Origin of the sequence: Caballeronia sp. LZ008, assembly GCF_031451435.1 — a bacterium.
Lineage (GTDB): Bacteria > Pseudomonadota > Gammaproteobacteria > Burkholderiales > Burkholderiaceae > Caballeronia > Caballeronia zhejiangensis.
The window spans coordinates 81,785-98,088 of sequence record NZ_JARUXK010000002.1; the positions used below are offsets into that span (position 1 = coordinate 81,785).

At 62.4% G+C, this 16,304-nt stretch carries 15 protein-coding genes; 3 read left to right on the top strand and 12 right to left on the bottom strand.

The features are described 5' to 3' along the window. Nucleotides 1-2 precede the first annotated feature (2 nt). The 4 genes from QCE49_RS14695 to QCE49_RS14710 form a co-directional block, all read right to left on the bottom strand. The gene (locus QCE49_RS14695) at nucleotides 3-1,196 is read right to left on the bottom strand and encodes a Gfo/Idh/MocA family protein (RefSeq protein ID WP_250458396.1); all 1,194 of its coding nucleotides are present in this window, start codon (nucleotides 1,194-1,196) and stop codon (nucleotides 3-5) included. Further along, nucleotides 1,196-2,521 (bottom strand): Rieske 2Fe-2S domain-containing protein, encoded by a 1,326-nt coding sequence (locus QCE49_RS14700; protein WP_175982127.1) that lies wholly within the window; start codon nucleotides 2,519-2,521, stop codon nucleotides 1,196-1,198. Before QCE49_RS14700 ends, QCE49_RS14695 begins: the two co-directional genes overlap by 1 nt. A 41-nt stretch (nucleotides 2,522-2,562) precedes the next feature. Next, the gene (locus QCE49_RS14705; protein WP_008345583.1) at nucleotides 2,563-3,525 is read right to left on the bottom strand and encodes a PDR/VanB family oxidoreductase; all 963 of its coding nucleotides are present in this window, start codon (nucleotides 3,523-3,525) and stop codon (nucleotides 2,563-2,565) included. A 185-nt stretch (nucleotides 3,526-3,710) separates the two neighbouring features. Next, a complete protein-coding gene (locus QCE49_RS14710) occupies nucleotides 3,711-5,063 on the bottom strand; it encodes an MFS transporter (protein ID WP_008345585.1) in 1,353 nt (450 codons plus the stop codon). Between the two features lie 235 nt (nucleotides 5,064-5,298). Here QCE49_RS14710 and QCE49_RS14715 point away from each other — a divergent pair, with 235 nt between their 5' ends. Next, on the top strand, nucleotides 5,299-5,886 hold the full coding sequence (locus tag QCE49_RS14715) for a MarR family winged helix-turn-helix transcriptional regulator (RefSeq protein WP_033535651.1): 588 nt from the start codon (nucleotides 5,299-5,301) through the stop codon (nucleotides 5,884-5,886). Between the two features lie 176 nt (nucleotides 5,887-6,062). On the opposite strand, the gene QCE49_RS14720 is transcribed toward QCE49_RS14715, so the two are convergent. Then, a complete protein-coding gene (locus tag QCE49_RS14720; RefSeq protein WP_250437902.1) occupies nucleotides 6,063-6,212 on the bottom strand; it encodes a hypothetical protein in 150 nt (49 codons plus the stop codon). Between the two features lie 117 nt (nucleotides 6,213-6,329). Between QCE49_RS14720 and QCE49_RS14725 the strand changes: the two genes are divergently transcribed. Continuing rightward, nucleotides 6,330-6,527 carry a hypothetical protein gene (locus QCE49_RS14725; protein ID WP_250437901.1) on the top strand — a complete coding sequence of 66 codons (198 nt, stop codon included), beginning with the start codon at nucleotides 6,330-6,332 and terminating at the stop codon, nucleotides 6,525-6,527. Between the two features lie 343 nt (nucleotides 6,528-6,870). On the opposite strand, the gene QCE49_RS14730 is transcribed toward QCE49_RS14725, so the two are convergent. Together QCE49_RS14730 and QCE49_RS14735 are read right to left on the bottom strand one after the other, a co-directional pair. Then, nucleotides 6,871-7,314: a response regulator gene (locus QCE49_RS14730; RefSeq protein ID WP_144403563.1), complete on the bottom strand. Its 444-nt coding sequence runs from the start codon at nucleotides 7,312-7,314 to the stop codon at nucleotides 6,871-6,873. A 207-nt stretch (nucleotides 7,315-7,521) separates the two neighbouring features. Beyond that, nucleotides 7,522-9,213, bottom strand: coding sequence for a methyl-accepting chemotaxis protein (locus QCE49_RS14735; RefSeq protein WP_250458398.1), 1,692 nt, complete (start codon nucleotides 9,211-9,213; stop codon nucleotides 7,522-7,524). A gap of 474 nt (nucleotides 9,214-9,687) precedes the next feature. Here QCE49_RS14735 and QCE49_RS14740 point away from each other — a divergent pair, with 474 nt between their 5' ends. After that, a complete protein-coding gene (locus QCE49_RS14740; protein ID WP_008345595.1) occupies nucleotides 9,688-10,389 on the top strand; it encodes a TMEM175 family protein in 702 nt (233 codons plus the stop codon). A gap of 112 nt (nucleotides 10,390-10,501) precedes the next feature. On the opposite strand, the gene QCE49_RS14745 is transcribed toward QCE49_RS14740, so the two are convergent. From QCE49_RS14745 to QCE49_RS14765, 5 genes are all read right to left on the bottom strand, one after another. Beyond that, complete coding sequence (locus QCE49_RS14745; RefSeq protein ID WP_250437899.1) at nucleotides 10,502-13,702, bottom strand: EAL domain-containing protein; 3,201 nt, start codon at nucleotides 13,700-13,702, stop codon at nucleotides 10,502-10,504. A gap of 239 nt (nucleotides 13,703-13,941) precedes the next feature. Continuing rightward, nucleotides 13,942-14,934 carry a GlxA family transcriptional regulator gene (locus QCE49_RS14750; protein ID WP_008345598.1) on the bottom strand — a complete coding sequence of 331 codons (993 nt, stop codon included), beginning with the start codon at nucleotides 14,932-14,934 and terminating at the stop codon, nucleotides 13,942-13,944. Next, nucleotides 14,931-15,716: a CbtA family protein gene (locus QCE49_RS14755; protein ID WP_250458400.1), complete on the bottom strand. Its 786-nt coding sequence runs from the start codon at nucleotides 15,714-15,716 to the stop codon at nucleotides 14,931-14,933. Before QCE49_RS14755 ends, QCE49_RS14750 begins: the two co-directional genes overlap by 4 nt. Nucleotides 15,717-15,729: 13 nt before the next feature. Then, complete coding sequence (locus QCE49_RS14760; RefSeq protein ID WP_008345603.1) at nucleotides 15,730-15,939, bottom strand: CbtB domain-containing protein; 210 nt, start codon at nucleotides 15,937-15,939, stop codon at nucleotides 15,730-15,732. A 29-nt stretch (nucleotides 15,940-15,968) separates the two neighbouring features. Next, the gene (locus QCE49_RS14765; protein WP_250458402.1) at nucleotides 15,969-16,304 is read right to left on the bottom strand and encodes a nitrile hydratase accessory protein; all 336 of its coding nucleotides are present in this window, start codon (nucleotides 16,302-16,304) and stop codon (nucleotides 15,969-15,971) included.

Consider the following 16,304-nt stretch of genomic DNA (forward strand, 5'->3'; position numbering starts at 1 on the left):
ATTCAACTTTCCTTTGTGATTGACGTTTCGCCGCCGATGAGCACGTCGCGCTGTTCGGCGCTCGAACGCAGCATCGCGAGGCAGATCTCCAGCGTGCCGCGCGCCCAGACGCCATCGTGCAGCGGAGCGGTCTCGCCGTGCACGGCGGCCATGAGTTCGTCGATGACTTCCGCGCGCGGCACCTCGGGCGCATCGAGCTCGATGCGCTCGCGCCGTTCGTCTCCATACACGACGATGCGATCGGGCATCGGCCGGAGATCGCCGCGCTCGCACGACACGATCAGCGGCCCGAAGTGCTGATGCCTGCGGGTATCGGCTGTCTTGGCGGCGGGCGCATAGGCGTTGCCGCCGTACGTGCCCGCAGCCTTGAGACGCGCCTCTTCTTCGCGCGACGCCACTTTCGCGAGCTTGCGCCGCGCGGCGCCATACTCGTCGGCGTTGCGCGTCTGACCCATTTCGCCGATCCAGCCGGTCCACTCGTCGGAATCGAAATGTCCGTAACCGTTATAGGCAAGCGTCGCGAATGCGCCGTTCTCGAACCAGAGCGTCGCGGTGTACGCGCCTTCGGTCGGACGCGCCGTATCCCAGTTGCCGACGGCAGCCCGGATGCGCGTAGCACGGCTTCCCGCAAGCATTCGAACGATATCCACCTGATGCGCCGCCTGACTGAAAACGGCGCCGCCGCCCTCTTCCGTTTTCAGTTCCTCCGGACGGCGCGGCCGGTAGAGATAGTCGGTGTAGTTGAGCGCCTGGATCATCTTCACGTCGCCGAACGCGCCCGATGCGATCAACTCGCGCGTTCGCAGATACGGCGTGTCGAAGCTATGGCAGTGACCGACGATGAGATGCACGTTCGCCTCGCGACATGCGGCGATCATGTCGTCGCACTCGGCGAGCGACAGCGCCATCGGCTTCTCGACGAGCACATGCTTGCCGTGCGCCGCCGCGATTCGCGTATGCGCCGCATGAAACTGATGCGGACTCGCGATGTAGAGCGCATCGATATCGGCGCGGCGCGCGAGCGCTTCGATGTCGTCGAAAGCGGGCGCGTCGAAATCCGCTTCGAACTGCGCGCGCGCCGTCTCGCGCGGATCGCACGCCCCGGCGAGTCGCACGCGCGCGTCGGCGAGAAACGTCGGCAGCATCAGCGAAAAGGCGCGGCCGAGGCCGACGATGCCGAGTCTGATCGTGGTCATCAGACCTGAACCTGATAGTTCGATTCGAGTTCCGGCGCTTCCTTGTCGACGGACTCCATCCAGACCGGATGCGCCGCGTATTGCTTCCAGTCCGTGTCCTTCGGCACCATCGCCTGGAACGAGCACACGCTGCGTGGAATGGCCTTCTCGCCGGTCCCGATGGCCGCCTCGCCGGACTTGAACGCCTCGAGCGCATCGAGCATGCGGCGGCGGAACTCGACCACGGCGACATCGCTCGCGCCGAGGCGCTCTTCGGTGCGATCCGCGATCGCGCCCATCGTCACCCACATGGCGATGTCCTGATTCGGGAAGCCCTTGATGCCGGTGAAGTTGCCGGCCTTCATGGCTTCGCGATCCTGCCAGAAACGGTTGTCGTGATTGCGCAGCGGCCGATAGTACTCGTCGAGATCGATGCCGACCTGCTGCCCCAGGAACTTGCGCCACGTCTCGGTTTCCGGCGTCTTGTCCGGATGGCCCCACGCCATGAAGTAGAACGCCGTGCTGTGGTCGTCGCAGGGCACGTTGATGTTCGCGACGTTGTAGAGGTTGTTCGGCGGGATCAGCGCGGTTGCCGGCGCGACGAACACGGTCGAGCGCACGTAGTCATGCGTAGCCGCGTTCTGTATCGGGCGGCGCAGCGCGGCATAGCGAAAGCCGTATTCGGTGCGATGCACCTGGAGGCGCGGCGCCTTGTCCGTCGATGGACGCAGCCAGTTCTTCGAGGTCGCTTCCGCGCCGCCCACACGCGCCGGCACGAAGTCCGACGAGTGCAGACTGGAGCTGTGCGCCGAATCGATCGCGCCTTCGAGAATCTGCGCCCAGTTGCACGGCAGGATCGCCTTGGCGATGCTCACGCGCGTGTCTTCGGTCGGCGCCCATGCCGGCGGCACGAACTCGGGAATGGCGTCCTGCGGGCCCATGTAAGCCCATACGAAGCCGCCCCACTCTTTCGTTTCATAGGCCTTGTGCTTGACCTTCTTCGTCATGTCGCTGCACGAAGGCTCCGAGACCATCTCGATCACATTGCCCTTCACGTCCATCTTCCAGCCGTGATAGAGACAGCGCAGACCGCAATCTTCGTTGCGTCCATAGACGAGCGACACCCGGCGATGCGGACAGTACTCGTCCATCACGCCGACATTGCCGTCGGTATCGCGGAAGACGACGAGATCCTCGCCGAACAGACGCGCCTTCACCGGCGCCCCGTCAGGTTCGCTGACTTCTTCGATGAGACACACCGGCGTCCAGTGACGGCGCATCAACTGACCCATCGGCGCATCGCCTTCGACGCGGCACAGCAATTCATTTTCTTCATGCGTGAGCATTTACGCTTCTCCTGACCAACCTATGCAGTGGGGAATGTTCTTCAGAGATCCAGCACCAGTTCTTCGCTCTTCGCACGCGATACGCAGATCATGATCTGATCGCGCTTCTCGTCCTCGCCGAGCACCATGTCGCGATGATCCGCTTCGCCCGCGCACAGCGTCGTACGGCACGATCCGCAAGTGCCGCTTTCGCACGAGCTCGGCGCGCGGATGCCGTTGTCCCGCAAGATTTCGAGAATCGAGCGGTCCTTCGGAATCTCGAAAGAGCGGCCCGAGCGTTCCAGCTTCACGCTGAAAGGCGCGTTGTCGGCTGCGCGCGACTGATCCACGCCGAAGCTCTCGAAGTGCACGCTGCCGGTCGGCCAGTGCCCGGTCATGTCGCGCACGCCGTCCATCAACGCGCGCGGGCCGCAGCAATACACATGAGCGCCGCTCGCGGGCTTCTCGAACACGGGCCAGAAATCGAACGCTTGCGCGAGGTCGCCGTGGTCGTGATGAATGACCACATGCGGCTTCCATTCCGGGCCCGACAGTTCGTCGATGAAAGCGGTGGTCTCAGGGCTGCGCGAGACGTAGATGAGCTTGAAACGCGGGCCGTCGATGGCCTTCAGATAACGCATCATCGAGAGAATCGGCGTGATGCCGATGCCGCCCGCAACGAATACGAAACTGCGCGCGCGCTCGTTGAGCACGAATTCGTTGCGCGGCTCCGAGACGTCGATGCGATCGCCTTGCGCGAGGTCGTCCGCCATGCTGACCGAGCCGCCGCGACCCGCCGCGTCGCGCTTCACGGCGATCACATAGCGGTCGGTCTCGGCCGGATCGTTGCAGAGCGAATAGCTGCGATTCGCGCCGTTCGGCACGCGCACCGTCAGATGCGCGCCGGCCGTGAACGCAGGCAGCTCGCCGCCTGCGCCGTCACGCAACTCGAAACGGAAGATGCCTTCCGCCACCTGATCCTTCTTCGTCACCACGAGCGTCCTGAATGACAGTTCGTCGTTCATTGCACCGGCTCCCCTGCTTGTCGCCTCATTCGATCGAGCCTTCCCAGCGTCGATCACCATGACGTTTATATTAGATATCTAATCATTTATCGGCAAGCGGGTTTTCCCTGAAACGCGTCACCTCGTTACAAGAAAAAACGGCGCCTTCATGACGAAGGCGCCGCCGCTGCTGCGAGAATCGATGCTTACGAATGCTTTTCCGCGTGCTCGCGCAGCGTGTTGGCCGGCACGCCGATCAGCACGGCGAGTCCGCCCAGCATGACGATGGCCGCGATCGCCGATAGCCCGATGGCCAGACTGCCCGTCATCGTCTTGATCCAGCCGAGCGCGATGGGTCCGCAGAACGCGCCGACTTGCCCCAGGCAACTGATCGCGCCGATGCCCGCAGCGGCGGCGTCATCGGAGAGATAGGCCGGCGGAATCGACCAGATGATCGCGGCCGCGCCGAAGTACGAAATGGAGATCATGCCCAGACAGACGATGGCCGCTGTCGTATTGCCGGCCAGCACGGGCAGCAGGAAGCCGCCCAGCGCGCCCACCGCCGTACACAGGAAGAAATGCCAGCGGCGTTCCAGCGTCACGTCGGAACTGCGCGCGACCGCGAACATGCCGAGCGCGCCGATGATGTACGGCAGCGCGGACAGCAAACCGACGTTCAGCACGTCCGACACGCCCGCCTGACGGATGATGGTCGGCGTCCAGTAGTTGAGGATCGTGCCGCACAAAGGCACCGTGCCCCAGCCCGCCGCGAGGATATACACGCGCGGATCCTTGAGCGCCGCCAGCAACTGATGACGCGTATGTTTGGCGGGCTTTTTCTCGGCGCGGTCGGCGGCGAGCGCATCGAGGATGATCTTCTTCTGTTCCTCGTCGAGCCAGCGCGCGTCTTGCGGGCGATCGACGAGATAGAAGAACGCGACGATGCCCATCAGCAGCGCAGGCAGGCCTTCGAGAAAGAAGAGCCACTGCCAGTTCTTGTAGCCGAGCACGTCGACGAAGTTATGCAGGATCCAGCCCGAGAGCGGCCCGCCGATGATGCCCGCCGCGGCAATCGCCAGCAGGAAGCGCGATGTGATCCGCGCGCGCCGCGCGCCCGGGTACCAGTACGTCAGATAGAGAATGATGCCGGGCCAGAACCCGGCCTCCGCCGCGCCGAGCAGGATGCGCGCGATATAAAACTGCGCCGGCGTGGTCATGAAGGCCATCGCGGTCGAGATGCCGCCCCACAGGATCATGATGCGGGAAATCGTGAGGCGTGCGCCGATCTTCTTGAGCCACAGCGTGCTCGGCACTTCCAACAGGATATAGCCGATGAAGAACAGACTCACGCCGAGACCGTAAGCGGCGTCGGACAGACCGAGATCCTGCTTCAGATGCAGTTGCGCGAAGCTGACGTTCACGCGATCCAGATAATTGAGCACCCAGCAGACGAAGATGAACGACATCAGCCGCCAGGTGACCTTGTGATACGTGGCCTCTACACGCGCTGCCGCCGCGTCCGATTCCGATATGAATTGCGTGACTGTGGATTTGGCCACAAAGCGTCTCCGATTCCCATGCTCATGAGGACGATGCCCTGGCGCAGAAAGATGCCTCCCGCGACCCGGACATACCTTATTTTTATTCGATATCTAATCATTATGGTAAGGAGACCGGCGCGCGCGGACAAGTTCGGGTTTGCACGGAGTTCTGCGCGCTTTGCAACGGATGCGGGCGCGACGGCTGCGCGGCTATGATGTCGGGAAGACCAACTGCATTCGGGAACGAACCGCCATGACACGAAAGAAGGCTGTGGAGGGCGCGCCCCGCGAGACCGCGGAGATGCTGCGCCATTGGCACGAATCGGTGCCCAACGATCGCCTCGCGCACCTTGTAAAGGACGCCACGCGCTCGATGGTGCGCGCACTGCAGATGCGGCTCGCCGAGCACTCGGTGTCGTTCGGGCACTGGACTTTCCTGCGCATTCTGTGGGAGAAAGACGGCCTGACGCAGCGCGAATTGAGCGAACAGGCCGGCGTGATGGCGCCGACGACCTTCGCCGCCGTCACTGCGATGGAGAAGCTGGGACTCGTCGAGCGTCAGCAGCGGCCGGACAACAAGAAGAACACGCATGTGTTCCTCACCGCCGAAGGGCGCGCATTGAAAGACCAACTGGTTCCGCTTGCCGAGGAAGTTAACGAGATCAGCGTGACGGGTTTGACTGACCGCGAAATCAAGACAGCGCGCAAGGTGCTGCTCACGATCATCGAGAATCTCGCGGATGATGAGTCGGGCTCGACCAATCCCATGCGACGCGTCTTATCGACGCGCGAACTGGGCAAGCTGATCGCCGAGCGCGGCGAGAGTTTTGAAGACGCGTGATGCGCCGTAGCGCCTCCGCGCCGATCGCGTCATGCGACCTCGAACGGATGGATTGGGCGGTCATCCATCACGATTTCCGCATCGAGTTTTTGGGTGCTGATCGAGAAGCGCGCCTGGTGCGGGAATGACGTGCAAAGGGCGTTTCGGGCGCTTGCTAATGGCCGGTCCCTTGCCGGTCACGATGGATTCGGCGGCGTCCGAGTGTTGCCGTCATCAGCCTCCGTCAACGGCAAATCCTGTTTCGGTTCGGCGGGCTTCGTATCGGGTTGCTTCGTCTTGTCGGTATCGACAACGTCAGTGCCGGGTTCGTTCTGCGGAATGGTCATGATCGGCTCCAATCGGTACGTGAATGTGAGCGCCTCGAGGCGCGCAACATCGACTGCAGCACGAAGAATGCCCAACGGCCGGAACACCGTTTGCTGTTCTTGAGAATCAAGACAACGATGGAGCCGATCATGTGCGCCGCACGAACGGAAAACAGCAAGCCGCCTCAGAATCCGATCGATTTCGACGGGCTCACCGATCTCGGTCCGGCACAGCCCAAGAACCCGCCCCACCGCGCTAACGAAGACGCTGAATTACGCGATCCTCCAAGTCCGGCCGGCGTGCCGTCCACTGGCGCGAATGAAGGACAACGTTGACGGCCGGCTCACGGAGGCTGGTCATGGTCCATCGTCGAATGCAAACGGCGGGCGCACCTGCTCGGGTGGGCGCACGCGATGCAGGTTCAGCGCGACATCCGCAGCATCGGCACGGCCCTCACGCGCGCACCGAGGCGGATGGTGAGTCCCAGCGACGGCCAGCCAGACGCATCGCGTAGTCGATTAAACGCGAGTCAGCATCCGGCCACCGGTCGCGCTCCATGCTCAGCGCCCTGCCGTCTACGCCGCCGGTTATGTAGAAACTACGCTCGAGCGCTTCTCGCAGACGCCGAAAAAATCCTCTTGTGTCGCTTGCGAGCGACCAAGCAGAGCGCTCGCGCCATCATAGGGTTCTCTCGAAGATCGCGCCGAATCCGGATGTGTCCTTACCTGTCGGCGCGGCGCTGGCTAAAGGCGGCGCAATTTGAGCCAGCTTGTCTGCGAGCGCGGCTTCTGAAAACGGCTTCACGATATAGCCGCTCGCACCGGCGTTGATCGCGGCGAGCACGTTCTCGCGCCGCTTTTCGGCGGTCACCATCAATACCGGCAGTTCGGCCAGATCGGACTTGCGGATCTCCTGCAGGAGAGTCAGCCCGTCCATATTGGGCATGTTCCAATCAGTTATGACGAGATCGAACTGTTGCGTGCGCAACTTTTCGAGCGCTGACACTCCATCCTCTGCTTCGTCGATGGTCGTATAACCGATCGCTCTCAGCATTTTCCGGATCAGATTGCGCATGGTGGCCATGTCATCGACCACCAACAAACGCGTGTGAGCATTTACCACCCTTTCCTTCTCCTTCATTTAAAGAAGCGCTCGCAAGTATTGGCTATCACCCCTGCAAGATGCTTCGCACTATTGATTCACTACAACGGCCGCCTTTCGAGACGACGGTGTTGAGCGAGCCCAAGGACGTCCGATCGAGACGACGCGTCGAATTCGACGCAAGCCTTCGCCGCCGACTCAGGCCAAGGCATCGGCCGCCCGCCACGCTCAAAACGTCGACCAGTCGCCGTCAGCCGCCGCCGCGACTGTAACCGGCTTCTGCCCGCTCGAAGGCTTCGGCACGCGCGGCGTCGTCCCGCTCTTTTCGGCGAGTGCGGATCGCGGCGTCTGAGGAGCGCGATGACTGATTGGCTTGACGGCGAGCGTCTGACCGGTGCGAAACACGCCTACGGCGGCGGTCAGTTGCTTCGCCTGGTCCTCCATCGAACCTGCCGCGGCCGCTGCCTCTTCAACGAGCGCGGCGTTCTGCTGCGTCACCTCGTCCATCTGCGAGATAGCTTGATTCACTTGCTCGATGCCACGGCTTTGCTCGTTGGATGCGGACGCGATCTCGCCCATGATGTCGGTGACTCGCTGGATCGCCGCGCCCACACGCTTCATCGTCTCGCCTGCCTGTGCGACGAGTACGGTCCCTTCTTGGACTCTTCCGCCTGACGTTTCGATGAGATCCTTGATCTCCCTGGCGGCCGTCGATGACCGCTGCGCAAGGTTGCGCACTTCGCTCGCAACGACGGCAAAGCCGCGGCCCTGCTCGCCGGCGCGTGCTGCTTCGACTGCAGCGTTGAGCGCCAGGATGTTGGTCTGGAATGCGATGCCTTCGATAATCCCGATGATTTCGGCGATCTTTTCGGAGCTCTGCTCGATGCCATCCATCGTCTGAATCACCTGACCGATGATGGCGCTTCCTTCGTTGGCGACCGCATTCGCATTGTCCGCCAGTCCGCTCGCTTGCTGGGCGTTCTCCGAGTTTTGCTTAACCGTCGCCGTCAGTTCCTCCATGCTCGCGGCGGTTTCTTGCAGCGATGCCGCTTGCTGCTCTGTGCGACTCGAGAGGTCGGTATTGCCAGCCGCAATCTCAACAGCGCCCAATGATACGGATTCCGAACTTGTGCGGATCGTGATAACCATGTCTTGCAGACCACGGCGCATGCTTTCGACTGCCGCGAGAAGGCTGCGGTCATCACCGTCCTTCAAGGGCGTTGGCGAACCGAGGTCTCCGCCTGCAATCTCCCGAACAACGCGCGCGGCAAACTCTGGTTCCCCGCCGAGGGCTCCGGTGACGCTGCGTATGATTTTCCACGCCAACGCAGCAATGACCAAGAGCGCTACGCCTATCAAGCCGGCAGTCTGAAGCGTCGTATGCAGGATGGTGGCGCTGATATCGTCGGTGAAGAATCCGGTGCCGATCCACCAGCCCCAAGGCTTGAACTCGACAATGCCGTTCATCTTGCCTGTCATGACGCCGGTCGATGGGTGGGCGGTGACCACCATCACCACGGGGATGTGCTCCTTGGCGAGCATCTCGCGATAGAACTCCGTGTCTGGCCGTCCGTCCGGCGCCTTGCCCAGCAGGATTTTGCCGATGTTCTCCTGTTTGCGATGAACGAGCGAGGTCCCATCCGGGAGGCGGGCCCAGAAGTAACTCTGATCGGAATGATTCATCCTGTTCAAAGCGGTCTTCGTTGCGGACTGCGCTTGCTCCGTAGTCATCGCACCGGCAACTTCCTGATTGTGATAATACTCAGCGAGGTGCTCGGCCATTTTCAACAGGTTGACTATCTCCGCCTGTTTCGCATCGAGCATTGCGCGTCGCTCGCTATAGACGCTGTATCCTCCGACTACGAGCAAAGCGATAAGCGCTGTGACGGCTAACAGTGTCAGCCGAGTAGAAACTTTCATTGCAGATTCCGTGTGCATGGTTGTGGTCGCGGCAATTCGCGGCGTCCTCCCTGCTAACGGCACTAACCGCAAGCACTTGAGTCGAGGATCGCGGCGGACATCCGGTTTTCGTCTGGCCGACCGCGGGACGCGCTGCGGACACGCTGCCGCGGTACGCGAGCGTTCCCCCGTCGGACGTGTTCAAAGGTCGACTTGACCCCTTTCAAGCCAAACTACGTCTGGTCGGCCGGTATCGTGATGCCCAACCCCCGCTTGCGAACGCGTGGGCGGCACACCGAATGCTTCGAGTCTTTCCGCCGCGACGCCGTCGTAGCGGGGCCGCGTCAGACGGGTTCGGCGCTCGAGTCAGCCTTGCGAACGCGCGAGTCGTCCGGGCCGTGCTTCGTCGGCTGCCAATGAAGGCGGCACGCAAAGGAAAAGCGTTGCCGTTTTTCGGCCGGTGATTCTGATCTTGCCGAGCGCGAAAGGACTCAGATGATGCTACGTAACAGGCGTAAATCTGCCGACACGGAAACGCATGGTGCCGAGCGCGGACTCGACCGCTTCGAGGGATTCAGCGACGCGGTGTTCGCGATCGCGCTGACCCTGCTGATCGTCGAGATCAAGGTTCCCGGATCCCCCGAGGGCACGCATGACTACAGCGACCTGGCAAGCGCCATGGCGGAGCAGTGGCGCGAATATCTCGCGCTCGTTCTCTGCTATGTCGTGATCGGAGCCTACTGGCTGCAACACCATTATTCGGGTCGCATTTATGCAAAGAGCGATCACTGGTTCGGCGTAATCAACCTCCTGTTCCTGCTGGCGATCGTCGTCATTCCTTATCCGATCCGCGTGTGGTGCTTTCACCTGGGCACGGGCTTCGAGCCCGTCGCATCAGTAACCCTCGTTGCCGGTCTTGCCCTGACCGCCTGCACCTGGATGGCGAAGTGGTTCTATGCAATGCCAGGCCGCCGGCTGATGGACGAACGGCTCGCGCCGGATTTCCTCCAGCAGATGACGCGCCGCTACGGCGCTGCGACGCTGGTTCAGATCGCTGCAGTTCCCGTCGCGATCGCGGCGTGCCGCATCGGCGTGGCCATTGCACTGCTGTCCATCGCCTTCTTTCTGCTGCCACAGCCCACGCCGCGCTACAACCCCAGAGAGGAGCCGAGCGAGGCTGAGAAATTAGGCAAGTAAAGGGGGCGCGCTGTCTCGAGCGGGATCGGCCAAATTCGGCCGTTTGCTCAATCCCGCTCGTCATTCCAGCAGAGTTCGACGGCTGCACGGGCGCCGGCCTCGATGCTTCGCCTCAAGCCGGCGAAGCATCGAGCGCCTCGTCCTGCCGCGCCCTGTTCCACAGCACCAATTCCTCGGCTGGGATCGCCGGTGCGAACAGGAAACCTTGCAACTCATCGCAGCCGATCTTGCGCAACACTTGCGCTTGATGGCCGGTTTCCACCCCTTCGGCCACCACGCGCAAACCAAGCTCATGCCCGAGATCGACGATCGCCTTGACGATGGCAAGATCGGCAGATGCGTCGAGCATGTCTCGCACGAACGCGCGGTCGATCTTCAGACGGTCGAGCGGAAACCGGTTCAGATAGCTGAGACTCGAGTAGCCGGTGCCGAAGTCGTCGAGCGAGAGCTTGACGCCTAGCCCGCGAATGGCGTGAATGGCTTGCGCGTAGTGTTCGGCGCCATCCATGAGAACCGTCTCGGTGATTTCGAGTTCCAGGCAATGCGGCGGCACGCCATGCGCGAGCAGACTCGTGCCAAGCGCCGCAACGAGCTCCGGCTCGCGTAGCTGGAGCGCCGAAATGTTGACGGACGCGCGTATTTCGAGGCCCTCTTCGTCGCGCCAGGCGGCAAGCTGCCGGCACGCTTCCTCGATCACCCACGCGCCAATGGCAACGATGAGGCGCGTGTCCTCCGCCACCGGGATAAACACAGCCGGACCGATTTCACCCAGTACCGCGCTCTTCCAGCGCAGCAGTCCTTCGACGCTCGCGAGCGCACCGGACCGCGCTTCGAGGCACGGCTGCCACTCGAGCCGCAACTCGCCGAACTCGATAGCCGTGCGCAAACACGTTTCCAGCGTGAGCCGATGCCTCGCCTGTTCGGCCATGTCGGCCGAGAAAAACTTGACCTGATTTCGTCCGGCAGACTTGGCCTGATACATCGCGGCGTCGGCGTTCTGCATCAACGTATCGATGTCTTCGCCATCATCCGGGTACAGTGCGACGCCGATGCTGCTCGCAACCTGCAGTGTCAGCCCGCTCACTTCATGCGCTTCGCGAAGCAGCGGGAGCAGCCGCTGTTCGATGCTGCGCGCCACTTCGCTCGCGTGACCGACTCCGTTGAGCAGCACCGTGAACTCGTCTCCGCCCAGGCGGCTCACGGTGTCGTGGGTGCCGACCGCATTGAGCAGGCGTCGCGACACGGACCGCAACAGGCCATCACCGATGTGATGTCCGAGCGAATCGTTGATGTTCTTGAAGCGGTCCAGATCGATGAACAGCACCGCGACGCGCTGCCGCGTTCGCTGCGCTGCTGCGATGGCAACGCCGAGCTTCGCGGCAAAGAGTGCACGGTTGGGCAGTTCGGTGAGCACGTCATGCTGCGCGAGAAACTGAATGCGCGCTTCGCTCTTCTTGCGGTCCGTGATGTCGATCAGCGTGCAGATGTAATGCGATACGGTGCCGCGCTTGTCGTGTACCGCGCTGATCATGAGCCACGCCGGATAATCACCGCCCTCGCGGCGGCTTATTTGCGCTTCGCCGTGCCAGGTGCTGCTGCGCCCGACGCGTTGCAAGAGGTTACCCAGCGGACCGTTTTCGTCTTCCTGCGCCTGCGTGTCGATGAAGGCCGGCGGCTTGCCCGCCACGTCGTCCATCCGATAACCGGTTGCGCGAAAGAACGAAGGATTCGCAGTGAGCAGACGCGCCTCGGCGTTCAGGATGACGATCGCCTCGGACGATGCCTCGAACACCTTGCCCCACAGTTCCAGCCGCTGCTCCATGAGCTTGATCTGATTGATCGGCGTGAAGGCGGTGAGAATGGCGTCGCGTCCCTGGAAGTCGAGACGGCGCGCCGACAGCATCGCCCAGCTCGGCTGCGAGGTCGCTTTCCAGTGAACTTCGAATTCGTCGATGGCTTCGCGGTCGGAAAGTTGCTGAAAGAAGCGCGCGCGGGTCGCGGAGTCGAGACCCTGAGCCCACGGGTCGGTGCTGCTCCCATTGAGCCAGAAGAGTCCAGGCGCATTGGCGTGCAATACCTCGTGGCCGGGAATGGCGGTGACGACCATCGGCACGGGCGTGGCTTCCACGAGCGCTGATTGCGCGGCCGACGCGCGGGCGGTCGCCGCCAATTCCTTCTGCACGACGCGTTCGCGATCCAGTTGCGCAAGCATTTCGTTGAAGCCGCGCACGAGTTGGCCGATCTCGTCCTGACTGTCCCAGTCGGCGCGCTTCGTGTGATCGCCGGTGCGGCGCACCACATCCATCACGCGCGCGAGTTTGCGTAGCGGCGACGAAATCTGCTGCGCGACGCAATAAACCAGTGTCAGGATGGCGCAGAGCAGGAAAAGCGCCGTGCCCAAATGCAGCCACATGCGCGAAAACAGGGCTTGCACGCGTGCATGCAGCAGGCCGTCTAGCTGCTCGCCGGTATCGCGCCAGAGGCCGTCTACGCTTTGAACGAGCGCTTGCTGCGCGCTGTCGACGATCATCAGCACAGCTGCATCCGGCGCCACGTTGTCGTCCACCACCACGCGCGCCGCATGCCTGAATGCCTCGACGGCAATGCGCATTCGATCGAACGACGGGCTGAGTGTGCGCTCGAATTGACGATTGGCAGCCCCCGCCTCGGCGTAGTCCGACCGCAAACCTTGCATGACCCCGTCGAGTTGCCCTTCGAGGACCAGATAGCGCGAACGCACTTCCTCTCGCGAGCGGGCGTGAGCGCCGTCGTGCAGATGGCGCCCGATGCTGTTCACCGCGGTCAGCAGCGCGGGATAGCGCAAGATCGAGAGCGACATCGCGTAGTAGCTGTCGAGATCCGGGTCGAGAATCAGGTTCGACTGATTACCGATGCGCGTTATCAGATCGCGGGAGGCCGTCAGCGCCTGGTCCGTCGACGCGATCCCGACCTCGCGTTCGTGCGCCATCGTCTGCAGAGCGGTCCGCAGCGCGTTGCTCGGCTCCGCGCTTCCCATTTGCGCGCCGTATTGCTGCTCGGCACGAACGAGCCTGTCGATCTCGGCATCGAGTTGCGCCGCCGTCGGCGGTTTGCCCGCGCCCGCCATCGCGATGGACGTGATGCCATGTTCGACCTCGTGAACATACGCGTTGCCGACAATCTCCTTGTTCGAAAAATCGATCGCCAGATACTTTTCGTGAATCAGAATCCCGCTGATGTAGATCACCGCGCTGAGATCGAGCAGGTAGATGAGCAGCAACTTGTGCCCCACGCGCAAACGCGCGAGCAGCTTGAAGAAAGGATTCCGTTTCATGGGCGAGACGTTTGGAAACGTGCAAGAAGAGTCATGCAGGCGGGCGTTCACAGGGCAGCGAATGGCCGCCGGCGATCGTGTTCGCCCACCTATCTATTACGCCTCTTACGGCTCGCCAAAATTAACCTTTAATTAAAGTCTTAGTGCGCCGCTTTAGCCCCGAAGAAGTGCATGGCCATGCACGCGTTTAGTGCCGGAAAAGTCACGCTCAGCGCATCATCCCCGCGTGGCGAGTCTCTTCAGACCGCACTGAGCGACTCTTGCTTGTTCATCGATCTGAACCGGTTGCGGTAATCGACCGGACTGATCTGCAGACGGCGCAGGAAGGTGCGGCGGAATTTGTCGGTGTCCTCGAAGCCGCATCGGTGTGCGATGACTCTCAGCGGCAAGTCCGTGGCTTCCAGGTAGCGCCGCGCGGCATCGATGCGCGCATTGGCGAGGTAAGTCATCGGCGTGATGCCGCAATCCTTGGCGAAGATGCGCGAGAGATTGCGCGCGCTCATATGCACGCGTTCCGCGAGCGACGCGACCGTATGATCCACATGCAGGTTATCCAGCATGAATTGCTGGACTTCGATAGTCTGCGAACCCGGCGAAGCCTGCGTTTCCAGCAGCGGGCTGAACTGCGACTGCCCGCCCGAGCGCCGCAGATAGACGATCAGATACTTGGCGACATCGAGCGCCATTTGCCGGCCGAAGTCGTCTTCGATCATCGCGAGCGAGAGGTCGATGCCCGCCGTGACACCGGCCGTCGTGTAGATGCTGCCGTCGCGAACGAAGATATGATCCGGCTCGATGCGCGCCTTCGGAAAAGTGCTGGCGAGCCGGGGCACGTCCATCCAGTGAGTCGTCACCAGTTTGTTGTCGAGCAGCCCCGCCGAGCCGAGGGCGAACAACCCGTTGCAGATAGCGGACACGCGGCGGCACTGCCGATGCTGCGCGCGCAGCCAGTTGCTCAGCGCCGGATCGTCGAAGGCGTCGAAGATGCCGAGCCCGCCCGGCACGATGATGGTGTCGAACTCCGGGCACGGATCGAAGATCGTACGATCCGGCACGGTAGTCAGGCCGCTCGACGATTGCACCGTGCCCCGCGTCGTGCCGACCATCATCATTTCGTACTCGCACTCGCCTGAACTCAGCACCTTGACTTCGGCGAACGCATCCTTCGGCCCGGCGATGTCGAGCAGCTGAAATCCAGGAAAGACGAGCATTCCGACCTTGATGCGTTTCATCGCGGATATCCGGATCCTCTGAGAACAGACTTGCTCATGGTCATGCCTCGACCCACGCGCGCAGCGCCGGGCAACGCCATGCGCTCCGCCGCCACGCCGAACGCAGCGCCGATGACCGTCCAGATGATCGCCTGCATGCCGATCGACGCCACCCGGAATTGCCACAGCAACGTGGCGGGAAACTCGGCGGGCACTTCGTCGATAGCCGGTAACAGCGCGAGCATCGCGGCGGCCATGATCGCGAAAGCCAGCAGACCGGCGAGCGTCGCGTTGGCATCGCCCCATTTGCGCGACAGGGCTTGGCGCAAAGCTATCGACAGCAGTGTAATGGCGACGGAAATCCCCATGCATAAAAAATAAAGCGCGGTGCGCACGCCGATGGTTTCCGCCGCGCCCACCGAAGGCGGATTCGCCGGATATTTCAGCGCCGGCAGCACCACCAGGGCGGCGAAAGCCGCGAGCGCAAGCCATGCTGCAAGCGGCCGCGCGCCCATGCTTCCCGCGCGTCCCCACGCATAGGCGAAGCACAACGCGAAGAGCCCACCGAATGCAGCGCCGTACGCGAGTACGCCCGTCAGCAAGCCCACGCCCGCTTGCGTTTCACGACTGACGATTTCAGGCTCGGGCGCATCGCCGGCGTGAGCGTGCTCGTGCGCTTCATGGGCCTCGAAAGCGATCGCGCGTTCGACTTGCGGCTCGCCCGCCACCCGCGCGAAGCAGAACGCCAGCAGTCCCGCGATGAGGCCCGCGAGCATGCCGCGCATCAACAGTTTGCCGACCATCGTCGTCTCCTCGTCAGTGGCAGGGGAAGCCCAACAGATGGCGTCCGTCATGCACGAACTCGTGAATGGCGGTGCCCTGAAAGACCGCGGTAGCACCCTGCTCCGCGCCGACGAAATACAGCGCCAGCAGCATCAGCAATCCGCCGAAGATCGTCCACGGCAGCAGTTCGCGCAGTGGAATCGGTTCGAACGTGTCAGTGGAATGCAGGACAGCTTGATTCATGAAGTACCTCCAAAAGAGTCGGAAAAATGTTAACGGCTGCGCGCCGCGACGATCGCTTCGATCTCGCGGCGCGACAGCACGCCGCTCGTCTCGACCACGTTCAGCAGCGCTTCGAGAAAACGCTCGTAGTAGTCCCAGCGCGGCTGATTCGCGCATTCGATTGCTTCCCACTTCGCGATGGACGCGATCAGGCTCTGGCGAAAGTCCTCCCACTCGAAACATCCTGCCTTCGATAGCGAGAGCGCGAGGCCGAACACATCGCGCTCCCAGCGATTGGTGAACAGCAGCTTGCCGTCGAGACGCGGCGGAGAATCTGTTGCGCCGAGCATCGACGCGGCAGCGTATTCTTCGAAACGCGTGAACAT

Bases quoted from the DNA above. Each gene is read 5' to 3' on its own strand.
- QCE49_RS14695 (WP_250458396.1), bottom strand. From the start codon at position 1,196: ATGACCACGATCAGACTCGGCATCGTCGGCCTCGGCCGCGCCTTTTCG.
- QCE49_RS14700 (WP_175982127.1), bottom strand. From the start codon at position 2,521: ATGCTCACGCATGAAGAAAATGAATTGCTGTGCCGCGTCGAAGGCGAT.
- QCE49_RS14705 (WP_008345583.1), bottom strand. From the start codon at position 3,525: ATGAACGACGAACTGTCATTCAGGACGCTCGTGGTGACGAAGAAGGAT.
- QCE49_RS14715 (WP_033535651.1), top strand. From the start codon at position 5,299: ATGACACGAAAGAAGGCTGTGGAGGGCGCGCCCCGCGAGACCGCGGAG.
- QCE49_RS14720 (WP_250437902.1), bottom strand. From the start codon at position 6,212: ATGACCATTCCGCAGAACGAACCCGGCACTGACGTTGTCGATACCGAC.
- QCE49_RS14725 (WP_250437901.1), top strand. From the start codon at position 6,330: ATGGAGCCGATCATGTGCGCCGCACGAACGGAAAACAGCAAGCCGCCT.
- QCE49_RS14735 (WP_250458398.1), bottom strand. From the start codon at position 9,213: ATGAAAGTTTCTACTCGGCTGACACTGTTAGCCGTCACAGCGCTTATC.
- QCE49_RS14740 (WP_008345595.1), top strand. From the start codon at position 9,688: ATGATGCTACGTAACAGGCGTAAATCTGCCGACACGGAAACGCATGGT.
- QCE49_RS14745 (WP_250437899.1), bottom strand. From the start codon at position 13,702: ATGAAACGGAATCCTTTCTTCAAGCTGCTCGCGCGTTTGCGCGTGGGG.
- QCE49_RS14750 (WP_008345598.1), bottom strand. From the start codon at position 14,934: ATGAAACGCATCAAGGTCGGAATGCTCGTCTTTCCTGGATTTCAGCTG.
- QCE49_RS14755 (WP_250458400.1), bottom strand. From the start codon at position 15,716: ATGGTCGGCAAACTGTTGATGCGCGGCATGCTCGCGGGCCTCATCGCG.
- QCE49_RS14760 (WP_008345603.1), bottom strand. From the start codon at position 15,939: ATGAATCAAGCTGTCCTGCATTCCACTGACACGTTCGAACCGATTCCA.
- QCE49_RS14765 (WP_250458402.1), bottom strand. From the start codon at position 16,304: ATGTTCACGCGTTTCGAAGAATACGCTGCCGCGTCGATGCTCGGCGCA.